Raw genomic sequence first — 18,382 nt, forward strand, 5'->3', positions numbered from 1 at the left:
TATCCTAGAGCATGATCGCGCCGGAATCGAAAGGGCGGACCCGCGCCCCGCCGTCGATCAGCCCCCGTGGGCGAACGCGCCCGCCGGGGCCCCCGTCAGTTCCACCAGCCAGCGCGCGACCGCCTCGCCCAGCAGCAGATATCCCCGGTCGCCCATATGCAGCCCGTCGGGCGACAGCTCGTCGCGGTCCATCCCCAGCTCCGCGCACCAGGATTTCATGCGCGCATAACGGCCGAAGACCGGAATCCCCAGCTCCGCGCCGATGCGATGCACCGCCGGGACAAAGGGCGGAAAGGCCGCGCACTCCTCCAGCATCCGGCAATATTGCGGATCGATCAGCGCCAGGTCGGCGCCCGTGGCGCGGGTGGCCAGCAGATCCCGGCGCGTCAGTTCCTCGTAGGTCTCCAGTTTCACGCCCTGCCAGGCATCGTTGCTGCCGGTCTGCCACATCACCAGGTCCGAATCGTCGGCCAGCACGGCGGGCAGCCGGTCATGCATCTCCTGCGCCCCGTTGCCGCCGATCCCGCGATTGATCACCGTCAGCCCCCCGGCCACGAACGGCGCCAGGGTCCGTTCGAACACGGGGGCGAATCCGTGCTCCGGACTGCTGGCCCCGATCCCCTCGGTGGTCGAGGACCCGAACAGGGTCACGCGTACCGGCAGGCCGCGCCGCAGCCGGTCGGTCAGGCGCGGCAGGACGGGCGAGGGCGAAAGGTCGGTCGCATCGTTCATCAATGGGCTCTTTCCAATACGGTCGCGGCGGGGGCCGGATTGCCACGCCCCTCGGCCGGAGGGCGCGCCGCCTGACGCTGTTTCTGCCTGACCCGGGCCCGGTCGAGAACCGTCGCCAGCTCCCACAGGATCGTGAAGCCGATCACATTCACCGCGACCTGCAATATCCAGCCCGACCCGAATGAGGTAAAGACCAGCCGCGCATACAGGTCGATCACCGTCCCGGCGGCGAAGACTTCCAGCGAATGCCGCCCGAACAGCGCCATCACCCGCCCCACCCGCCCTTCGGCGGCCCCACGCACACCGTGCGAGGACTGGACCAGGTAGAAGATCGCCAGCACGTCCAGCAGCCGCAGCGGCGCCAGCACGCTCTTGTCCGGCGCGGTCAGGGCAAAGGGCCGCAGGTCCGGCAGGCCCCATTGCTGCCAGGGAAAGGCCTCCAGCGCCGACACCGCCAGGTACAGGCCGCACACCAGCCGCAGCCAGCCCCGACGCGGCAGGCTGCCGTCGTGCCGCCCCGCCACCACGGCGGCGCAGGCCCCGAGCGTGAACAGGAACTGCCAGGCCAGCGGGTCGAAATACCAGCCGTCCGGGTCCAGCCAGTTGGGGAAATTGATCGACGGGTCCAGGTTGATCAGCAGCCACAACCCGCCGCTCAGCCCCAGCGTCAGCCACAGGCTGGTCCGCATCATCAGGTAGATCAGCGGAAAGACGCCCAGCAGCACCATGTACAGCGGCAGGATGTTCAGGTTGCTGGGCAACGCGTCCAGGAACATGACCCGCCAGAACGAACTCAGCCCATGCGCCAGCTCGGGCTCCAGAAAATCGACCGGCACGGGCCAGAAGGCCCGCCAGTAGCGGATGGTGGCCGTCGTCACCACCACCATGACGGCCTGGAAGACGTACAGCCGCACGCAGCGCCGCCACACCCGGCCCACCCCGGCCCGCAGCCCCACCCGCTCGAAATTCCGGCCATAGGCCAGCCACGAGGCATAGCCCGCCAGCAGCACGAAGATCTCCGCCGCATCGGCAAAGCCGACATTGCGCAACGTGAAGCGGTTCAGCACGTTCTGGGGAATATGGTCGACGAACATCATCAGCAGCGCGACCCCGCGCAGCGCGTCGATCCGGTGGTCGCGCCGGCCGCCGGGCGGCCGGGCACCCGCCGTCGCCCCCTCTCCTGACCCGGATGCGACCTGCGGGAGAGGCGCGGATGCAGTCATGTCAGCCGGTTCTCCTGCCCGCCGCGACCCTGCGGCGTCTTTCGACACATGGAGCGGAACCGCTCCCCACTCCAGTGCCGTTGCGATTTCTTACATATGCCCCGAACACGCCCGCGCGACCATTCCGATTTGCGCGCCGATGGTTTTCGCCTATGTCCGGGCAACGACGCGGCCACATGATGGCGCACCCACGCCCCGCGCGGCCGCCAGGGAAGGACAGACCATGACGGAACCCACATCGGCGCGGATCGCCGACATCCTGCGCCAGGTCCGCGACGCGGACGGCGCGACGATCCTCGACCACGCGGCCTTGGACGCGACGATGCTGCGCGACGGCACCCTGCATGTCGCCCTGGCCACCGACCGGGCGGCGGCGGGGCGCATCCAGCCCCTGCTCCCGGCGGCCGAACAGGCGCTGCGCGCCCTGCCCGGCGTCACCGCCGCCAGCGTCATCCTCACCGCCCACCGCCCGGCATCCGCCCCCGGCACCGCGCCCGCCCCGGCGGCAGCACCCGGCGGCGGCCACCGGCCGCTCAACCTCGGCGGCCCCGGCGGCCGCCCCGCGCAGGGGCCGATCCTGCCGGAGGTCCGCACCGTCATCGCCGTGGCCTCGGGCAAGGGCGGGGTCGGCAAGTCCACCACCGCCGTCAACCTGGCCGTCGGGCTGGGGATGGAGGGCCTGCGCGTCGGCCTGCTCGATGCCGACATCCACGGCCCTTCCCTGCCGCGCATGATGGGCCTGCACCAGCCCCCCCAGGTCCGTGAGGGCCGCATGGCCCCGCTCGAGGCCTGGGGCATCCGCGCCATGTCCATCGGCCTGCTGGTGGACGAACGCCAGGCCATGATCTGGCGCGGCCCGATGGTCATGGGCGCGCTGGGCCAGCTCCTGGGCGACGTGGAATGGGGCGCGCTGGACGTGCTGGTGGTCGACATGCCCCCCGGCACCGGCGACGCGCAGCTCACCCTGGCGCAGAAGGTCTCGCTGGCCGGCGCGGTCATCGTCTCCACCCCGCAGGACATCGCGCTGCTCGACGCACGGCGCGGCATCGCGATGTTCGAAAAGATGAACGTCCCCGTGCTCGGCATGGTCGAGAACATGTCCTATTTCTGCTGCCCGAATTGCGGCCACCGCACCGACCTGTTCGGCCATGGCGGCGCCCGGGCCGAGGCCGAATCCCTGGGCGTCCCCTTCCTGGGCGAAATCCCGCTGCTGGCCGACATCCGCGCCAGCGCCGACGCCGGCGCCCCCATCGTCATCTCCGCCCCCGACAGCCCCGCCGGCCAGGCCTATCGCGCCCTGGCCCACACGGTGGCGGCCACGGTCCGGCGCGCGAAGGAAAAACAGGAAAAATAAGGGGCCCCTCTTCCCGTCCCGCAGCCGGTCAGGCCCCCGCTTCCCGGTCCTGCCCGGCCTGCGCGACAATCCAGTCATGGAACAGGCGCGCCTCGGGCCGTAACGGGCGATGCGATGCCAGCACATAGCCGCGCGCGCTGGTCAGCGGGACGGGCCACGCCCTGACCAGATCCCCGGCAGCCAGCGCCGGGTCGATCAACGGCCGCCAGCCCAGGGCGATTCCCTCGTCCTGGCAGGCCGATTGCAGCAGCAGCGGATAATGGCTGAAACTGCGGAATATATTGATCCGCGCACCGCCCGTCTCTCCTCCGGCCGCCTCCATGGCCGCAAACCAGTCCTCCCAGCCGAACCAGAGCGTCTCCCGCCCCTTCAGCCGCAGCAGATGCCCGGCGCGGATATCCTCCAGCGTCTCGAAGGGGCCATGACGCTCCAGATAGCGCGGGCTGCAGATCGGATAGATCTCCTCCCGGAACAGCATCCGCCGGCTGCCCTCTGCCCCCTCCTCTCCCGCTTCCGCCAGGGCCGGCTCGAACAGGATCGACACATCCGGCTTCATGCCCCCCAGCGCCGCCTCCGACAGCGTCTGCGTGGTGACGATCTGGATCTCCACCCCGGGACACCCCTGCTCGAAATCCGCAAGCCGGGACAAAAGCCAGTTGGCGGCAAAGCCGTAATCGGTCACGACCAGGATGTGCCGCCCCGGCCCGCCCACCGCAATCTCCTCCAGGCACCGCCGCACGCGCGCCATGCTGTCGGTCGCGGCGGCAAACAGCGCCCGGCCCGCATCCGTCAGCACAACCCCCCGATGCCCGCGCGCAAACAGCGAAACGCCGATCACGCGCTCGATCTGGGCAACCTGCTGGCTGACGCCCGGCTGCGTCATCCCCAGCTCGGCGGCAGCGGCGCTGAAACTGCCCAGGCGCCCCGCAGCCTCCAGGATCCGGAGACTGCCCAGCACATATTCCACTACATACGGTGTCATAATTTCTTATTATACGAAATATAAGATTTATACGAGGTCACAAACCAACAATCCGCATGGTTAATAGCGGAAATCGCCGCATGCCGGTTCGTACAATTCAGCCTCGGGATAACGCCATGCCAGAACCAGAAAAACCCGAAATATCCCAGACCGGAATCAAAAACAAACGCTCCCGCACGCATGAATTCTGTTGAAATAACAATAATAAATAAAGAAACAGCGGATATATCATAAAAATATACCGTGGATCCCACAAAGAATTTATTCTCTATAGTACACGGAAAGCCACGCGGTCATGTCCCTTCGCAATCTCCTGAACGGCACCTTCGCGACTGCCCTCTTCATTTCAGGCAACCAGGCCGCCCACGCGGCAGCACCTGCCCCGGACGCGTCGCACGCCACCCCGCCGCGCAAGCCAGCGGCTTCCACCGCCCGCACGCGGCCCCAACCGCACCCCGGCGCCCAGGCGGCACCGCTTCACCCGGCCGCCGAGCTTCTCAATGTCAGTGTCCGGCGCGCGCATGCCTACGGCACGACCGAGACCGTGTCGGCGGAGATGCTGGCCAATGCCGTTCCGGGCACGAACCCGCAGAAAATCCTGGCCACCCTGCCGGGCGTGATGTTCCAGTCCGACGATCCGCAGGGGCTCGATACCTGGTCGACGCAATTCTACATGCACGGGTTCCTGCAGAACCAGATCGGCATGACGCTGGACGGCATCCCCCTGGGCGACCAGGAATTCCGCTCGCTGAACGGGCTCAACACCACGGCGGCCATTTCGTCCGAGAATATCGGACATGTCGACGTCTCCGCGAGCGCCGGCGCGGAATCGGTCGCCAGCACCTCGAATCTCGGCGGATCGCTCGAATATTATTCGGCCGATCCCGACCATAAGCGCCGCCTGACGACCGCGCAGACATTCGGCAGCAATGCCGCCTTCCACACCTTCCTCCGCGCGGACAGCGGCGATCTCAATCCCACCGGCACGCGCTTCTACCTGTCCTACATGCGCAACGATACCGGCAAATGGAAGGGCGGCGGCAACCAGTTCGCCCAGCAGGTCAATGCCAAGTTCCTGCAACCCATCGGCAACGACAGCAAGATCTCCGCCCTCTTCGACTGGTCGGACAAGGACCTGTACAATTACCAGGACATGTCCTTCGACATGCTGCGCAACGGCGGCTACAATCTGGACAATTTCGTCGGTACCGCCAACGGCTATGCCAATGCCTACCACCTGTCGCAATCGCTGAACGGCCTGCCGGGCGGCCGCATTCCGGCAGCCTATTCCCGCCTGTCCGACCCGTGGGACGCCTCCTATTACGACGCGATCACCGCCGAACGCGACTATCTGGGCGGCCTGAATTTCGATTTCGCCCTCAGCCGGCGGCTGCGCTGGAAATCGACGGTCTACGGCAACGGGCAATACCGGCGCGGCGGGTGGACGACACCCTACGCCCAGTCCCCCAACGGCGCGCCGCTGGCCGAACAGATCAACGCCAGCCACACCCAGCGCTACGGTTTCACCTCGTCACTCACCTACACGGTCGCCCGCAACGAACTCAGCGCCGGCATCTGGTACGAGAATTTCCATACACAGATCGGCCGCTACGGAATCGCGGAACCCCTGCTCGGCCAGGGCAATCCCGTCAACACGCTGGGGTCCCTGCCCGACGGCTATCAATCCTTCTGGTTCCAGTCCTTCAATTCCAACAGCTTCACCGGCTTCGCGCAGGATACCTATCACCCGCTGCCCAATCTCGCCCTGCATTTCGGCTTCCGGTCCCTGCTCCAGACCGTGCGGGCCGGCCAGGACGCCAATGACGAATCCTATACCGGCACCACGGGCATCGCGGCCGGCAGCATGACGACCGCCCGGGCCTTCCTGCCGCATATCAGCGCGGACTGGCATTTCCTGAACCATCACGAACTCTTCTTCGATGTTTCCGAAAATGTGAAATCCTACCCGGTCGCCGCCTACAAGCAGGGCGCCTCCCCCTTCGCCGTCACCCAAAGCCAGTTCAACCAGATCCGCGACACATTGAAGCCCGAGACGGACTGGAACTATGCGGTCGGCTACCGCTACACCGACAGGATCGTCTCCGCGTCGCTTTATGCCTACCACACCGATTTTCACAATCGCCTGCAACAGACGACCTCGGGGACGATCATCAACCCGGTCTCGACCGTCACCAATGTCGGCTCCGTCACCATGAACGGCATCGATGCCGGCCTGACGATCCACCCGACCACGGGCCTGTCGCTCTACAACAGCATCAGCTACGACCACGCGACCTATGGCGACAACCTGACGGAAGCCGGGGTTCTCTACCACACAAGGGGCCAGCAGGTCGTCAATTACCCCCGCTTCATGTACAAGGCCAGCCTGTCCTACAGCCACGGTCCGCTGGATATGCATGTGGATACCCAATATCTGGGCACCCGTAATTTCAGCTATGTCGGCGACATGAAGGCCCCCGGATACTGGATGGAAAATCTGGGCCTGCGCTACCGTGCGGGCGATATGGGGTCCCATGCCCGCCCCCTCGCATTCCTGAAAAACCTGACTTTCTCGTTCGACATCTATAACCTCGCCGGCACACGCTATATCGCGACGATGGGCGAGAACGGGAATCCGGTATCGGGCGATTACCAATCGTTCCTGGTCGGCGCCCCGCGCCAGTTCTTCGGCACGGTCAGGGCGGATTTCTGACGCCACGCAGCAGGCTTTCTGTTTCCGAATATCCCACGATCGGACAAGCATAATGACAAAGCATGCGACCCCTCCGCAGGAGGCCCTGGATCTCACCCCCCTGGCCGGGCGGATCGGTGCCGAGATACGCGGCCTCTCCCTCGCCCCCGGCCTCGATGCCACGATCCTGCGGGCGCTGCGCGATGCGCTGACCCGCTACAAGGTCCTGTTCTTTCGCGCCCAGCATCATGTCGACGGCACGGTCCAGCAGGATTTCAGCCGCGCATGGGGCGAACCGGTCGGCCATCCCACCGCCCCGGGCCAGAAGGACGAGTATCTTCTGGAACTCAGCGCGGCCCATGGCGGCAAGGCCAATGTGTGGCACACCGACATGACCTTCCTCAGCGACTACCCATCGGTCTCGATCCTGCGCGCCGTCGATATCCCCCCGGTGGGGGGCGACACGGTCTGGGCCAACACCGCCTCGGCCTATGCCCATCTCCCCCCGGCGCTGCGGCGGCTGGCCGACGAGCTCTGGGCCGTCCATTCGAACGATTACGACTACAGCGTCAACCAGACCGGCTCCGACCAGGCGGTGGACGCCTATCACGCGGCGTTCGTCTCGTCGATCTTCGAGGCCGAGCACCCGCTGGTGCGCCTCCATCCGCTGTCGGGCGAAAAATCCCTCGTCCTGGGCGGCTTCTTCAAGAAATTCTCCGGATTGTCGCAGACCGAATCCCGGCACCTGTTCGACATCTTCCAGGCGCATGTCACGCGCCTGGAAAATACCGTGCGCTGGCGCTGGAACCGCGGCGACGTGGTGATCTGGGACAATCAGAGCACCCAGCATTACGCGATCGACGATTACGGCGACTATCCGCGCGTGGTGCAGCGCATGACCCTGCGCGGCGGCCCTGCGACCGCGGTCGACGGCCGCCGCAGCCGCCAGATCCTGCCGGCCACAAACCCGGCCGGACACGCAACCGGAAACGCGGATTGACCCTGCCCCGCGCTGCCCCGCGCGGCCTCCGCACCACCGCCGACACGCAGGCACTCTCGCCGGCGCTCGGCGTGGGGCTGGGTGCGGCCACCGCCGCCGCCCATATCGGCAATAATTTCACCACCTACCTCATCGGCGGCCTGATCGACCAGTTCGGCTTCACCCCGTTGCAGATGGGTCTCTGGAGCATGACGGAACTGCTGGCCTATGCCGCGGCCATGCTGTTCGTCGCCCCCCATGTCGCGCGCCTCAGCCCGCGCCGCCTGGTCCTGGCGGCCGGGTTCCTGGTCGCCGGCGCGCAGTTCGGCTCCGCCATGGTCGGCAGCTTCCCGCCCCTGCTGGCCGGCCGGGCGGCCTGCGGGCTGGGCTTCGGCCTGGCCAACGCCGCCCTCAACCTCACGGCCGGGCGAACGGCCAGCCCCGCGCGCGCCATTTCCATCGGCCTCGCCGGGCAGACGATGCTCTACACCCTCATCAATCTCGGCCTGCCGATGGCCGGCGCCCGCTACGGCACCCCCGGCATGTTCGTCACCCTCGGCGCGCTGACGGTCCTGTTCACCCTCGCGGCAACGACCCTCCTGCCGGGCCGCAGCGACGCCATGCCCTGTCCGCCCACCACCCCACTCACCACAGCCCCACTCATCGCCGGATGGCGCGGACTGGGCCGCGACGGCCTGAAAGTCCTGCTGGCCATGGCCCTGTTCAGCTTCGGCAGCCTCGCCCTCTGGCCGTTCATCGAGCGCGCCGCGCACGATATCGGGCTGTCGGCGGTGCGCTACGGCCGGGACCAGAGCCTCGCCACCCTCGCCTGCGCCGCCAGCAACACCCTCTTCGCAGCACTAGCCACCCGCCTGCCGCGCCGCACGACCATGGTCGCGGCCCTGTCCGTCTGCGGCGGCTCCTGCGCCGCCCTTACGCTGGTCTCCAACGGGACGGCGTTCGCCCTCGCGCTGGTCGTCTTCAATGTCAGCTGGCTGGTCGCCTACCCGGTCATCCTCAGCATCGCCTACCAGGTGGACCGGAGCGGACGGCTTTCCGTGCTCTGCTCCTCGGCCTGGATCCTGAACATGGCGCTCGGCGCGCTGGTCACGGGCGCCATCGCCCAATGGCTCGGCGGCTACGTCCTTGTCGGCCCGCTGGGGTTGGTCATCTGCTGCGGCGCGCTCCCCCTTCTCTGGCCCCTGACGGCACGCCCCCGATAAAAACCCGCACCCGGTCGGCGTCCAGCGTCCGCGTCCCCCGGACATCATATATTCCAGCGCACCGCGCACGATCACCACGCGCAGCCCATTGGGCAGGGTATCGCGCAGCACATCCGCCCCGGCATGCGCAGGGCCCACCCCCAGCAGGCGCCCGGCAGAAGATACCGACCGCCCCTCCCGCGCCCTCAGAGCCTCCGGTCGCGCTTGATCCGGTCCCAGGCGGCATTGATCTGCGCAATCCGCCCCGCCGCCGCATCCACCGCCGCTTCGTCGGCCCCCCGGGCCGTCATGGCGTCGGGATGATGCTCGCGCACCAGCACCCGCCAGGCCGCGCGCACTTCGCTGTCGGTCGCATTGCGCGCCACGCCCAGCACGGCATAGGCATCGATCTCGCTGACATCGGGCCGCGCCCCGCCGGACTCGGCCCGGTCCCACGCGCCGGCACTCAGGCCGAAGGCCTGGTGCACCCGCCGCAGAAACCGGATTTCCTTCGGATGCAGCGCCTCGTCGGGCCCCAGATCGGCCCGCGCGATCATGAACAGGACGGCCAGCGCCTCTTCCAGCATCTCGGGCTTGTCGTGAAAGGCCCGCCCCAGCTCGGCGGCAAAGGCCTCGAAATCGTCGACCCGCTGCCGCGCCTGGTCGAACAGCCGGCCCACGTCGCTGGCATTCTCCGCAGGGATCTGGAACCGGCGCTTGAAGGCATCGATCTCGGCCCGGTTCACCGGCCCGTCGCATTTGGCGACCTTGGCGCACAGCACCACCATCACCAGCCCGTAGAGCTGGTCGCGCTTGCCCATCACCGATGCCAGCTTGGCCGCGACGAAGGTCGCCGCCCCGTTCGGGTCGGCATTCACCCGCGGGGCCCAGCGATCGGTCCAGCCGCCGACCGGCGTCTCCAGGATCGACCCGTTATCGGCCGCATGGCCCAGCGCCGCGCCCAGCACAGCCCCCATGGGCCCGCCGACCGCGAACCCCGCCACACCACCGAATAATTTACCCCAGATCGCCATTCTTCCCGCCCAGATGTCCGGACCGATTACGGTCTAGCACGCGGGCGGCGTCCCCCCCAAATCACCGCCCGCCTGCGCCGCATGCAACGCTGCGACCCGCAGGGCAGACGCCAGCGGCCGCGCCGGGTCGCGCGTGGTGTCGATCCCGGCGATCAGCGCCGGCAGCCCCAGCCCGCGCGCCCGCGCCATGCCCTCCAGCGCCGTCCAGAACTCGGGCTCCAGCGCCACGCTGGTCCGGTGCCCGGACAGGATCAGGCTGCGCTTGACCAGCCCCCCGCTCATCCGCCCTCACTCATCGGTCCAGCCGCCCGACCGCCCAGCGCGCGGCCTCGGCCACCACCGCGTTCGGGTCCCCGCACAGATCCTGCGCCACCGGCCTCAGCGCCGCCTCCCCCGAATTGCCGATCGCCACCAGCACGTTGCGCACAAACCGGTCGCGCCCGATCCGCTTGACGGGCGAGCCCGAGAACAAGGCCCGAAACCCCGCATCGTCCAGCCGTGCCAGCTCGGCCAGGCGCGGCGCCGTCAGGTCCGCGCGCGCGCGCAGCTTCATCTGTCGCGACTCCGTGGCAAAGCGGTTCCACGGGCAGACGGCCAGGCAATCGTCACAGCCATAGATCCGGTTGCCCATGGCCACGCGGAACGGCTCGGGGATCGGACCCGGATTCTCGATCGTCAGGTAGGAAATGCACCGCCGCGCATCCAGCCGGTACGGCGCGGGAAAGGCATCGGTCGGGCAGGCCTCCAGGCAGCGCCGGCACGACCCGCACCGCCCCCCCGATTCGTCCGAGGCCGGCAGGGCGAGCGTGGTATAGATCTCGCCCAGGAACAGCCAGCTTCCATGCCGGCGCGAGACCAGGTTGGTATGCTTGCCCTGCCAGCCCAGCCCCGCCTGTTCGGCCAGGGGCTTTTCCATCACCGGCGCGGTATCGACAAAAACCTTCACCTCGGGCGCCGCCCCCGCGCGCACACCCTGCGCCACCACGAACTGGGCCAGATGCTTGAGCATCCCCTTGACTACATCGTGATAATCGCGATGCCGCGCATAGACCGAGATATTCCCCCGGTCCGCCAGCCGCGTCGTCTCCAGCGCATCGCCGGGCGGGGCGTAGGACAGGCCCAGCGCGATCACGCTCCGCGCCTCGGGCCACAGGGCGCGCGGGTCGCCCCGCTGCTCCACCCGCTCCGCCAGCCACCCCATCGCGCCGTGATGGCCCGCGGCCAGAAAATCGGCCAGCCGCAGCCGCGCCTCATCCCCCAGCGCGGCCGCGCAGAAGCCCACCGCGTCGAATCCCAGCGCCAGCGCCTTGTCGCGAATGGCATCGCGCAGCACGAGCGCCCGGTCGGGCGGCAGGCCGCCCTCCATCATGCGACCGGTGGAATATCGGGCGGCGGCATCTCGTCCGGGCTCCAGTCCGCCAGCGCCCATTGCGCGCGCAGCCACGCCGCATGCGCCTCCAGCGTGCCCTCCACGATCGCCCCGCGAATCCCGCGCATCAGCCGCTGGTAATAGGCCAGATTGTGCCAGGTCAGCAGCATCGGCCCCAGGATCTCGTTGGCGCGGAACAGATGATGCAGGTAGGCGCGGCTATGCCGCGTGCAGGCCAGGCAGTCGCAGTGCGGCGAGATCGGGCGCGAATCCACCGCATGCCGCGCATTGCGCAGGTTCAGCGTGCCCCGCTCGGTATAGGCCCGCGCCGTGCGCCCCGCCCGGGTGGGCATGACGCAGTCGAACATGTCCACCCCGCGCTCGACACTGCCCAGCAGGTCGTCGGGCGTGCCCACGCCCATCAGGTAGCGCGGGCTGTCCCACGGGATCAGCGGCGTGGTGGCGTCCAGGGTCGAGAACATCAGTTCCTGCCCCTCGCCCACCGCCAGCCCGCCGATGGCATAGCCCTCGAAGCCGATGCCGGTCAGGGCGCGCACGCTCTCGGCCCGCAATTCCGCCTCGGTGCCGCCCTGGATGATGCCGTACTGGGCATAGCCGGGGCGCTGCACGAAGGCCTCGCGGCAGCGCGCGGCCCAGCGCATCGACATCCGCATCGACTGCGCGATCACCTCGGGCGCCGCCGGCAGGGCCGGGCATTCGTCGAAACACATGGTGATGGTGGCATCCAGCGCATGCTGGATGTCGGTCGAACGCTCCGGCGTCAGCCGGTGCTTGGACCCGTCGATGTGCGAGCTGAACGTCACCCCGTCCTGGTCCAGCTTGCGCAGCGGCCCCAGCGACATGACCTGGAACCCGCCCGAATCGGTCAGGATCGGCCCTGGCCAGTCCATGAACCGATGCAGCCCGCCCAGGGCGCGCACCCGCTCCGCCCCCGGCCGCAGCATCAGGTGGTAGGTATTGCCCAGCACGATGCCGGCGCCGGTCGAGCGCACCGCATCCATCGTCATCGCCTTGACGGTGCCCACGGTACCCACGGGCATGAAGGTCGGCGTCGGCACCACGCCATGGGCGGTATGCAGGTGCCCCGCCCGCGCGCGCCCGGCGCGCGCCTGCTCGACCCAGCGGAACGCGGTGCTCATGCGCCCGTCCCCCCGGGGGTGGGCGCACGATGCAGCAGGCATGCGTCGCCATAGGAATAGAAACGGTACCCCGTGCCGATGGCATGGGCATAGGCGTCGCGCATCCTGTCATATCCGGCAAAGGCGCAGACCAGCATGAACAGGGTCGAGCGCGGAAGGTGGAAATTCGTCATCAGCATGTCCACCGCCCGGAACCGGTAGCCCGGGCGGATAAAGATCGCGGTATCGCCGTCGAAGGGCCGGATCGTCCCATCCGGGTCGGCAGCACTTTCCAGCAGCCGCAGCGAGGTCGTGCCCACGGCCACGATCCGCCCGCCCGCGCGCCGCGTCCGGTTCAGCCGCTCGGCCGTCTCCTCGGTGATCACGCCCCGCTCGGCATGCATCCGGTGCCCGGCGATGCTGTCGCCCCGCACCGGCAGAAAGGTCCCGGCTCCCACATGCAGGGTCAGCGTGCAGCGCTCCACCCCCGCCGCATCCAGCGCCGCCAGCAGGCCGGGGGTGAAATGCAGGCCGGCGGTCGGGGCCGCCACCGCGCCGCGATGGGCGGCGAAGATGGTGGCGTAATCCTGCCGGTCCTGCTCGGTCGGGCCCCCGGGCCGGTCGATATAGGGCGGCAGGGCCAGCACGCCCGCCGTCTGCAGAAACGCGTCGAAATCCGCGCCCTCGGTATCGAAGCGCAGGATCACCCCGCCCTCGTCGTCGCGCGACACGATGGCGGCGGTGTTCGGCGTGCCCGGAAAGGTCAGCACGTCGCCGGCGCGCAGCCGGCGGGCATTGCGCGCCAGCGCATGCCACGTCCCGTCGGGCAGGATCCGGTCCAGCGTGATGCCGATCCGCGCCTCGCCCCGCCGGGCGTCGAGTTGCGCGGGGATGACGGCGGTATCGTTGGCCACCAGCAGGTCGCCCGGCCGCAGCAGCGACGGCAGGTCGCGCACCACCCGGTCGTGGAACGGGCCCGTGGGCATGATATCCAGCAACCGCGCGGCATCGCGCGGCCGTGCCGGCTGCTCGGCGACCAGCGCGTGCGGCAGGTCGAAATCGAAATCGGAGACTTGGTCACTCATCGGACGCCCCGTTTACGGAATCCGGCGACGGTTGGACAGTGGCCGCGCCGCCGGTCAAGATGGCGGCCCGTCATTCTGGGGCCTCCCGCCCCTGCATTGCAAACCGGAGTCCGATCCATGTCCTATGCCGCGCTTGACGCCGCCCGCGTCGCCCGTGCCTGCAAATCCGCCCTGACCGTCCTGGAGAGCAGCGACGAGACCTCCGAAGCCCACGTCCGCAAGACGCTGATGATCCAGCGCATCGCCGCCCTGGCCGAAGCCGCCTCCGAATCCCCCGCCGGCGGCGCCATCATCACCCTGACGTCGGAAGAATTCTGGATGGTCAGCAAGAACTGGTAAAAGGCTGCTTGCAAAGTCACCCTGCCGGCGATCCGACGCGCGGTTCCTGCGCTTCGGTGCTCACGGCCATCAAGGCCGCTCCGCTCCGATGCTCGGAAACACACGCCGGCCGTGCCGCTGCGCGGCACTCTCGCTCGGCATGCCGACTTTTCAAGCAGCCTTCAGGAAGGCAACACCCGGATAACGTCCCGACAACGAAGGACCGACCGACATGACATTCACCCTGACCAGCCACGCCTTCAAGGATGGCGAGCGCCTGCCCGACGCCCAGGTCTTCGACGGTATGGGCTATCGCGGCGGCAACATCTCCCCTCCGCTGGCATGGAGCGGCGCGCCCGAGGGCACGCGCAGCTTCGCCATCACGATGTACGACCCCGACGCCCCCACGGGCTCGGGCTGGTGGCACTGGGTGGCGGTGAATATCCCCGCCACCGTCACCAGCCTGGCCGCCGGCGCCGGATCGGGCGACGCCGACCTGCCCGAGGGCGCGTTCATGACCCGCACCGATTTCGGCGGCAACGTCTATGGCGGCGCCGCTCCGCCGCCGGGCCCGGCGCACCGCTACATCTTCACCGTTCACGCGCTGGATACCGAAACGCTGAGCGTACCCACCGACGCCTCCGGCGCCATGGTCGGCTTCTTCCTGCACAGCCACAGCCTGGGCTCGGCCAGCCTGACCGCCCTGTTCGGCCGCGAGGCCTGAAAACGGGGGCCTGAAAACAGGGCCATCATGATCAAGGCATCTTTGAATGATGCTTTTCGATTTTTCATGCAGGCTACAGGCCCTTCACCCGTACACTCCCGGCAGAACGACACCACCGCCTGCCGGGAGCCCCGTCATGACCGTCCGCGCGCATCCCGCATCCCCCCTGATCACCCGGCGGCATGCGCTCGGCCTCGCAGCCGGCCTGGCCTTGGCAACGCCGCTCCGCCGCGCCCGCGCGGCGGATACGGAATCGGTCACGCTGCGCGTGGCCGCATTTCGCGGCATGGACCAGACCCTGCTGGCGGAAACCGGGCTGAATGATTTCCCCTATCGCGTGGCGTTCAGCGAATTCAATTCCGGCAACCTGATCGCCCAGGCCATCAACGCCGATGCGATCGACCTTGGGATGTGGAGCGAAATCCCGATGGTCTTCGCCGCCAGCGCCGGGGCCCGGGTCGCCGTCGTCGCCACCATGGACGGCCCCACGACCGACCAGGCCCTGCTGGTGCCCACGGGCTCGCCCGCGCAATCGGTCGCGGACCTGCGCGGCAGGCGCGTCGGCTACATCAAGGCCACGACCGCGCATTATTTCCTGCTGAAGATGCTGGCGCAGCACGGCATGGGCATGGCCGACATCAAGCCGGTCGCGCTGGGCATGAGCGACGGGCTGACGGCCATGAAATCCGGCAGCCTCGACGCATGGGCCACCTACGGCTACGCCATCCAGACGCTGGAAGCCGACAAGACCGCCCGCATCCTGCAAAGCGCCGCCGACATCCTGTCCGGCCATTATTTCATCGGCGCCAACCCGCGCGGACTGGCGGGCGCCGATTTCCGCGCCGCCGCCGCCGATTATCTCCACCGCCTCGGCAAGGCCTACGCCATCCTCACGGCGGACAAGCCCCGCTGGGCCCGCGCCGTCGCCCCGGTCATCAAGGTGCCGGAACCGCTGGTCCTGGCCTATCTGCAAAGCCAGAACCGCCCCTACACCCCCCGCGCCTGGCGGCCGGACGACATCGCCAGCGCGCAATCGGTGGCCGATACCTTCATCCAGGCCGGCGTCCTGCCCGCCGGCACCAGCCTCCAGCCCGTCTTCTCCACGGCGCTGGCCCCCCTCCTGCCGGCATAGCCCGGCCGGCTATGCCTCCCCCGGCGCCGGAAACCGCCCCTCGAAGGCCAGTTCCGACAGCGTCCGGCGGCCGGAGGGCGCTTCACGGGCCCGCAGCCCCTCGGGCAGGATATCCGCCGGCCCCTGCCTGCCGATGACGATCGCCGCGTTCAGCGCATAATCGTCCGGCAGTTCCAGCCCCGCGCGCGCAACCTCCTTGTCGAACCCGCTGACCGGATGCGTCGCCCAGCCGGCGCGGGCGGCCTGAAGCTGCACCAGCACCGCCGCCGCGCCGGCATCGAAAGCATGGGTCGGCGCAGGCACCGGCTCGGCCTGCCCCCCCGCATTCGTCACTGTGTGCGACGCGACATACACCAGCGCCGATGCATGCTGCGCCCAGGAATGGTTGAACGGAATCAGCCACGACAGAAACCGTTCCCAGTCGGCCGTATCCCGCCGCGCGTAAATAAAGCGCCACGGCTGCGAATTATAGGCCGACGGCGCCCACCGCCCGGCATCCAGAAAAGCCAGCAATTCCGTTTCGGAAATCGGGGCGGCGGCAAACGCACGCGGCGACCAGCGGTCGAGAATCAGCGGCTCGACAGGCGTTTCGGACACACGCCCGGATGATTCAGTCATAGTCGATCAGCCTCTTTCAAAATACGTATCACAAGGCAAACGGCCATCAATCGTCGTGCACGCCCAGCGCATCCAGCAGCACGCCACGAAGATGCTCGAACCGCGGGTCGGCATGCCGGCGCGGACGCTCCATGGGAATCGGCAGGTCAGTGCGGATACGCCCGCGTTCCAGCACCACCGCGCGATCCGCCAGCATCAGGGCCTCGTCGACATCGTGCGTCACCAGCAGGACGGAGCAACGATGCCGAATCCACAAATCCGAGACCAGGCGCTGCATTTTCAGCCGCGTCAGCGCATCCAGCGCCGCAAACGGCTCATCGAGCATCAGGAACGCCGGTTCCCGGACCAGCGCACGCGCCAGCGCCGCGCGCTGCGCCTCGCCGCCCGAAAGCGTCAGCGGCCACGCATCGACCCGGTGGCCCAGCCCGACCTCTTCCAGCACCGCCACGGCGCGCGCGCGCCGGTCCGCCCCATCCTGGCCCAGCACCGCATTCTGCCACACACGCTTCCAGGGCAGCAGCCGGCTTTCCTGAAACACGACCGAGACCTCGCGCGGACGCGTCACCGACCCGTCCGTCACCGGGTCCAGCCCCGCGAGCGTACGCAACAGGGTCGATTTCCCCGACCCGCTATGACCGAGCAGTGCCACAAACTCGCCGGGCGCAATGGCAAGATCCAGATGGTCCAGCACCGCCGGGCCATCGCCGAACCGGCGCGTCAGCCCATGCACCACCACGGCCGCGCCATCGCGTGCCGATGCCTCCGCCCCCGGCACCACCTGCGCGACGGCGTTCATGCCGACCTCGCGGCACGATGCGACGGCCGCCACGACAGCAGCGCAGTTTCCAGAAAACGCACGATCTGGTCGGATACGAGGCCAAGCAGGCCATAGATCACCAGCCCGACGAGAATGATGTCGGTCCGCAGGAAATCCTCCGCATCCATCATCATGTGTCCGATTCCGCTATCGGCGTTCACCTGCTCCGCCACCACCAGCATCAGCCACGAGATCCCAACGGCAAAACGCAGCCCCACCAGAAGATCCGGCAGCGCCCCGGGCAGGATCACATCGCGGATCGTCCGCGCCCGCGACAGGCCCAGCGTGCGCGTCATTTCCAGCAGCTTCGGATCGATCGACCGAATCCCCTTGTGCAGGTTGAGATAGATCGGAAAGCTGGACCCCAGCGCCACCAGCGCGATCTTCGGCGTCTCCCCGATCCCGAACCACAGGATGAAAAGCGGCACCAGCGCCAGCGCCGGCAGCGTGCGCAGGATCTGCAACGGCGCGTCCACGATATCCTCGCCCAGGCGCGACAGGCCGGCGACCAGCGCCAGGCTCACCCCGGCTACGAACGCGATCCCCAGCCCGGCGCCCGCGCGCGCCAGCGACACCAGCAGGTTGGTCTGCAACGTGCCGTCCTTCGCCAGCGTCCACCCCGTCGCGACGATCTGGGCCGGCGACGCCACCAGCCGCGTGGACAGCAGCCCCGCCGAACACCCCGCCTGCCACAGCAGCACCAGCAGGACCGGCGACGCATAGCGCGTCAGCACACCCAGGCGCGGCCGCCAGACGGAGCGCACGCGCCCCCGCTCGGTCACGGGAGATGCGGTCCGGATGAGAGTTCCTGACATGGCCGCCGTTCCTTCCTTGGATATCGTCACGCGCCGCAGTCTGACCAGAGTTCAGGCATCCTGTCAGGTGAATATTATTCATACAATCATTTGTCGTGATTTAATTGTATCCTACGATCCAACCGCGCACATTACGGCCCCCTGACAGGTTCCAAGATCCAGGCTTC

General features: G+C 68.2%; 18 protein-coding genes. 7 read left to right on the forward strand and 11 right to left on the reverse strand.

Translation table 11 applies throughout. The annotated features are described in order from the left end of the window. Positions 1–57: 57 nt before the first annotated feature. Positions 58–732 (reverse strand): SGNH/GDSL hydrolase family protein, encoded by a 675-nt coding sequence (locus tag HLH27_RS12285; RefSeq protein ID WP_182950331.1) that lies wholly within the window; start codon positions 730–732, stop codon positions 58–60. After that, positions 732–1,955, reverse strand: coding sequence for an OpgC family protein (locus HLH27_RS12290; RefSeq protein WP_182950332.1), 1,224 nt, complete (start codon positions 1,953–1,955; stop codon positions 732–734). The genes HLH27_RS12285 and HLH27_RS12290 overlap by 1 nt, the downstream gene beginning before the upstream one ends. Before the next feature lie 223 nt (positions 1,956–2,178). Between HLH27_RS12290 and HLH27_RS12295 the strand changes: the two genes are divergently transcribed. Next, complete coding sequence (locus tag HLH27_RS12295; RefSeq protein ID WP_182950333.1) at positions 2,179–3,309, forward strand: Mrp/NBP35 family ATP-binding protein; 1,131 nt, start codon at positions 2,179–2,181, stop codon at positions 3,307–3,309. Positions 3,310–3,337: 28 nt separating this feature from the next. Here the strand turns inward: HLH27_RS12295 and HLH27_RS12300 are convergent, their stop codons facing one another. After that, positions 3,338–4,291 carry a LysR substrate-binding domain-containing protein gene (locus HLH27_RS12300; RefSeq protein ID WP_220790401.1) on the reverse strand — a complete coding sequence of 318 codons (954 nt, stop codon included), beginning with the start codon at positions 4,289–4,291 and terminating at the stop codon, positions 3,338–3,340. A gap of 295 nt (positions 4,292–4,586) precedes the next feature. Here HLH27_RS12300 and HLH27_RS12305 point away from each other — a divergent pair, with 295 nt between their 5' ends. Genes HLH27_RS12305 through HLH27_RS12315 form a run of 3 tightly spaced genes read left to right on the forward strand, consistent with a single transcriptional unit; the run spans position 4,587 to position 9,185 of the window. Beyond that, positions 4,587–7,004, forward strand: a complete 2,418-nt coding sequence (locus HLH27_RS12305) for a TonB-dependent receptor domain-containing protein (RefSeq protein WP_182950334.1) — start codon at positions 4,587–4,589, stop codon at positions 7,002–7,004. Between the two features lie 52 nt (positions 7,005–7,056). Next, the gene (locus HLH27_RS12310) at positions 7,057–7,983 is read left to right on the forward strand and encodes a TauD/TfdA dioxygenase family protein (protein ID WP_182950335.1); all 927 of its coding nucleotides are present in this window, start codon (positions 7,057–7,059) and stop codon (positions 7,981–7,983) included. Further along, positions 7,980–9,185, forward strand: coding sequence for an MFS transporter (locus tag HLH27_RS12315; protein ID WP_182950336.1), 1,206 nt, complete (start codon positions 7,980–7,982; stop codon positions 9,183–9,185). Before HLH27_RS12310 ends, HLH27_RS12315 begins: the two co-directional genes overlap by 4 nt. A gap of 185 nt (positions 9,186–9,370) precedes the next feature. Here HLH27_RS12315 and HLH27_RS12320 read toward each other — a convergent pair whose 3' ends face one another. From HLH27_RS12320 to queA, 5 genes are read right to left on the reverse strand one after another with little or no spacing between them, the layout of a single operon-like run. Further along, positions 9,371–10,198 (reverse strand): TerB family tellurite resistance protein, encoded by an 828-nt coding sequence (locus HLH27_RS12320; RefSeq protein ID WP_182950337.1) that lies wholly within the window; start codon positions 10,196–10,198, stop codon positions 9,371–9,373. Positions 10,199–10,231: 33 nt separating this feature from the next. Then, positions 10,232–10,480: a ribbon-helix-helix domain-containing protein gene (locus tag HLH27_RS12325; protein ID WP_182950338.1), complete on the reverse strand. Its 249-nt coding sequence runs from the start codon at positions 10,478–10,480 to the stop codon at positions 10,232–10,234. 10 nt (positions 10,481–10,490) lie between these two features. Continuing rightward, positions 10,491–11,564 (reverse strand): tRNA epoxyqueuosine(34) reductase QueG, encoded by a 1,074-nt coding sequence (gene queG / locus HLH27_RS12330; protein WP_182950413.1) that lies wholly within the window; start codon positions 11,562–11,564, stop codon positions 10,491–10,493. After that, a complete protein-coding gene (gene tgt / locus HLH27_RS12335) occupies positions 11,564–12,727 on the reverse strand; it encodes a tRNA guanosine(34) transglycosylase Tgt (protein WP_182950339.1) in 1,164 nt (387 codons plus the stop codon). The genes queG and tgt overlap by 1 nt, the downstream gene beginning before the upstream one ends. Continuing rightward, a complete protein-coding gene (gene queA, locus HLH27_RS12340) occupies positions 12,724–13,791 on the reverse strand; it encodes a tRNA preQ1(34) S-adenosylmethionine ribosyltransferase-isomerase QueA (protein WP_182950340.1) in 1,068 nt (355 codons plus the stop codon). The genes tgt and queA overlap by 4 nt, the downstream gene beginning before the upstream one ends. Before the next feature lie 117 nt (positions 13,792–13,908). Here queA and HLH27_RS12345 point away from each other — a divergent pair, with 117 nt between their 5' ends. The 3 genes from HLH27_RS12345 (at position 13,909) to HLH27_RS12355 (ending at position 15,965) form a co-directional block, all read left to right on the forward strand. Beyond that, on the forward strand, positions 13,909–14,130 hold the full coding sequence (locus tag HLH27_RS12345) for a hypothetical protein (RefSeq protein WP_182950341.1): 222 nt from the start codon (positions 13,909–13,911) through the stop codon (positions 14,128–14,130). Between the two features lie 211 nt (positions 14,131–14,341). After that, on the forward strand, positions 14,342–14,833 hold the full coding sequence (locus HLH27_RS12350) for a kinase inhibitor (protein ID WP_182950342.1): 492 nt from the start codon (positions 14,342–14,344) through the stop codon (positions 14,831–14,833). Positions 14,834–14,969: 136 nt separating this feature from the next. Then, positions 14,970–15,965, forward strand: coding sequence for an ABC transporter substrate-binding protein (locus HLH27_RS12355; RefSeq protein WP_182950343.1), 996 nt, complete (start codon positions 14,970–14,972; stop codon positions 15,963–15,965). Positions 15,966–15,974: 9 nt separating this feature from the next. Here HLH27_RS12355 and HLH27_RS12360 read toward each other — a convergent pair whose 3' ends face one another. From HLH27_RS12360 to HLH27_RS12370, 3 genes are read right to left on the reverse strand one after another with little or no spacing between them, the layout of a single operon-like run. Further along, a complete protein-coding gene (locus tag HLH27_RS12360) occupies positions 15,975–16,583 on the reverse strand; it encodes a nitroreductase family protein (protein WP_182950344.1) in 609 nt (202 codons plus the stop codon). Positions 16,584–16,629: 46 nt separating this feature from the next. Further along, positions 16,630–17,379, reverse strand: coding sequence for an ABC transporter ATP-binding protein (locus tag HLH27_RS12365; RefSeq protein ID WP_182950345.1), 750 nt, complete (start codon positions 17,377–17,379; stop codon positions 16,630–16,632). Further along, the gene (locus HLH27_RS12370) at positions 17,376–18,215 is read right to left on the reverse strand and encodes an ABC transporter permease (RefSeq protein ID WP_182950346.1); all 840 of its coding nucleotides are present in this window, start codon (positions 18,213–18,215) and stop codon (positions 17,376–17,378) included. Before HLH27_RS12370 ends, HLH27_RS12365 begins: the two co-directional genes overlap by 4 nt. Between the last annotated feature and the right edge of the window lie 167 nt (positions 18,216–18,382).

The organism is Gluconacetobacter takamatsuzukensis, from assembly GCF_014174275.1.
Classification (GTDB): domain Bacteria; phylum Pseudomonadota; class Alphaproteobacteria; order Acetobacterales; family Acetobacteraceae; genus Gluconacetobacter; species Gluconacetobacter takamatsuzukensis.

Excerpts from the sequence above, each read along its gene's own strand:
- HLH27_RS12300 (WP_220790401.1), bottom strand. The coding sequence starts at position 4,291 with ATGACACCGTATGTAGTGGAATATGTGCTGGGCAGTCTCCGGATCCTG.
- tgt (WP_182950339.1), bottom strand. The coding sequence starts at position 12,727 with ATGAGCACCGCGTTCCGCTGGGTCGAGCAGGCGCGCGCCGGGCGCGCG.
- HLH27_RS12360 (WP_182950344.1), bottom strand. The coding sequence starts at position 16,583 with ATGACTGAATCATCCGGGCGTGTGTCCGAAACGCCTGTCGAGCCGCTG.
- queG (WP_182950413.1), bottom strand. The coding sequence starts at position 11,564 with ATGGAGGGCGGCCTGCCGCCCGACCGGGCGCTCGTGCTGCGCGATGCC.
- HLH27_RS12295 (WP_182950333.1), top strand. The coding sequence starts at position 2,179 with ATGACGGAACCCACATCGGCGCGGATCGCCGACATCCTGCGCCAGGTC.
- HLH27_RS12310 (WP_182950335.1), top strand. The coding sequence starts at position 7,057 with ATGACAAAGCATGCGACCCCTCCGCAGGAGGCCCTGGATCTCACCCCC.
- HLH27_RS12285 (WP_182950331.1), bottom strand. The coding sequence starts at position 732 with ATGAACGATGCGACCGACCTTTCGCCCTCGCCCGTCCTGCCGCGCCTG.
- HLH27_RS12325 (WP_182950338.1), bottom strand. The coding sequence starts at position 10,480 with ATGAGCGGGGGGCTGGTCAAGCGCAGCCTGATCCTGTCCGGGCACCGG.
- HLH27_RS12305 (WP_182950334.1), top strand. The coding sequence starts at position 4,587 with ATGTCCCTTCGCAATCTCCTGAACGGCACCTTCGCGACTGCCCTCTTC.
- HLH27_RS12370 (WP_182950346.1), bottom strand. The coding sequence starts at position 18,215 with ATGTCAGGAACTCTCATCCGGACCGCATCTCCCGTGACCGAGCGGGGG.
- HLH27_RS12355 (WP_182950343.1), top strand. The coding sequence starts at position 14,970 with ATGACCGTCCGCGCGCATCCCGCATCCCCCCTGATCACCCGGCGGCAT.
- HLH27_RS12290 (WP_182950332.1), bottom strand. The coding sequence starts at position 1,955 with ATGACTGCATCCGCGCCTCTCCCGCAGGTCGCATCCGGGTCAGGAGAG.
- HLH27_RS12345 (WP_182950341.1), top strand. The coding sequence starts at position 13,909 with ATGTCCTATGCCGCGCTTGACGCCGCCCGCGTCGCCCGTGCCTGCAAA.
- HLH27_RS12350 (WP_182950342.1), top strand. The coding sequence starts at position 14,342 with ATGACATTCACCCTGACCAGCCACGCCTTCAAGGATGGCGAGCGCCTG.
- HLH27_RS12365 (WP_182950345.1), bottom strand. The coding sequence starts at position 17,379 with ATGAACGCCGTCGCGCAGGTGGTGCCGGGGGCGGAGGCATCGGCACGC.
- queA (WP_182950340.1), bottom strand. The coding sequence starts at position 13,791 with ATGAGTGACCAAGTCTCCGATTTCGATTTCGACCTGCCGCACGCGCTG.
- HLH27_RS12320 (WP_182950337.1), bottom strand. The coding sequence starts at position 10,198 with ATGGCGATCTGGGGTAAATTATTCGGTGGTGTGGCGGGGTTCGCGGTC.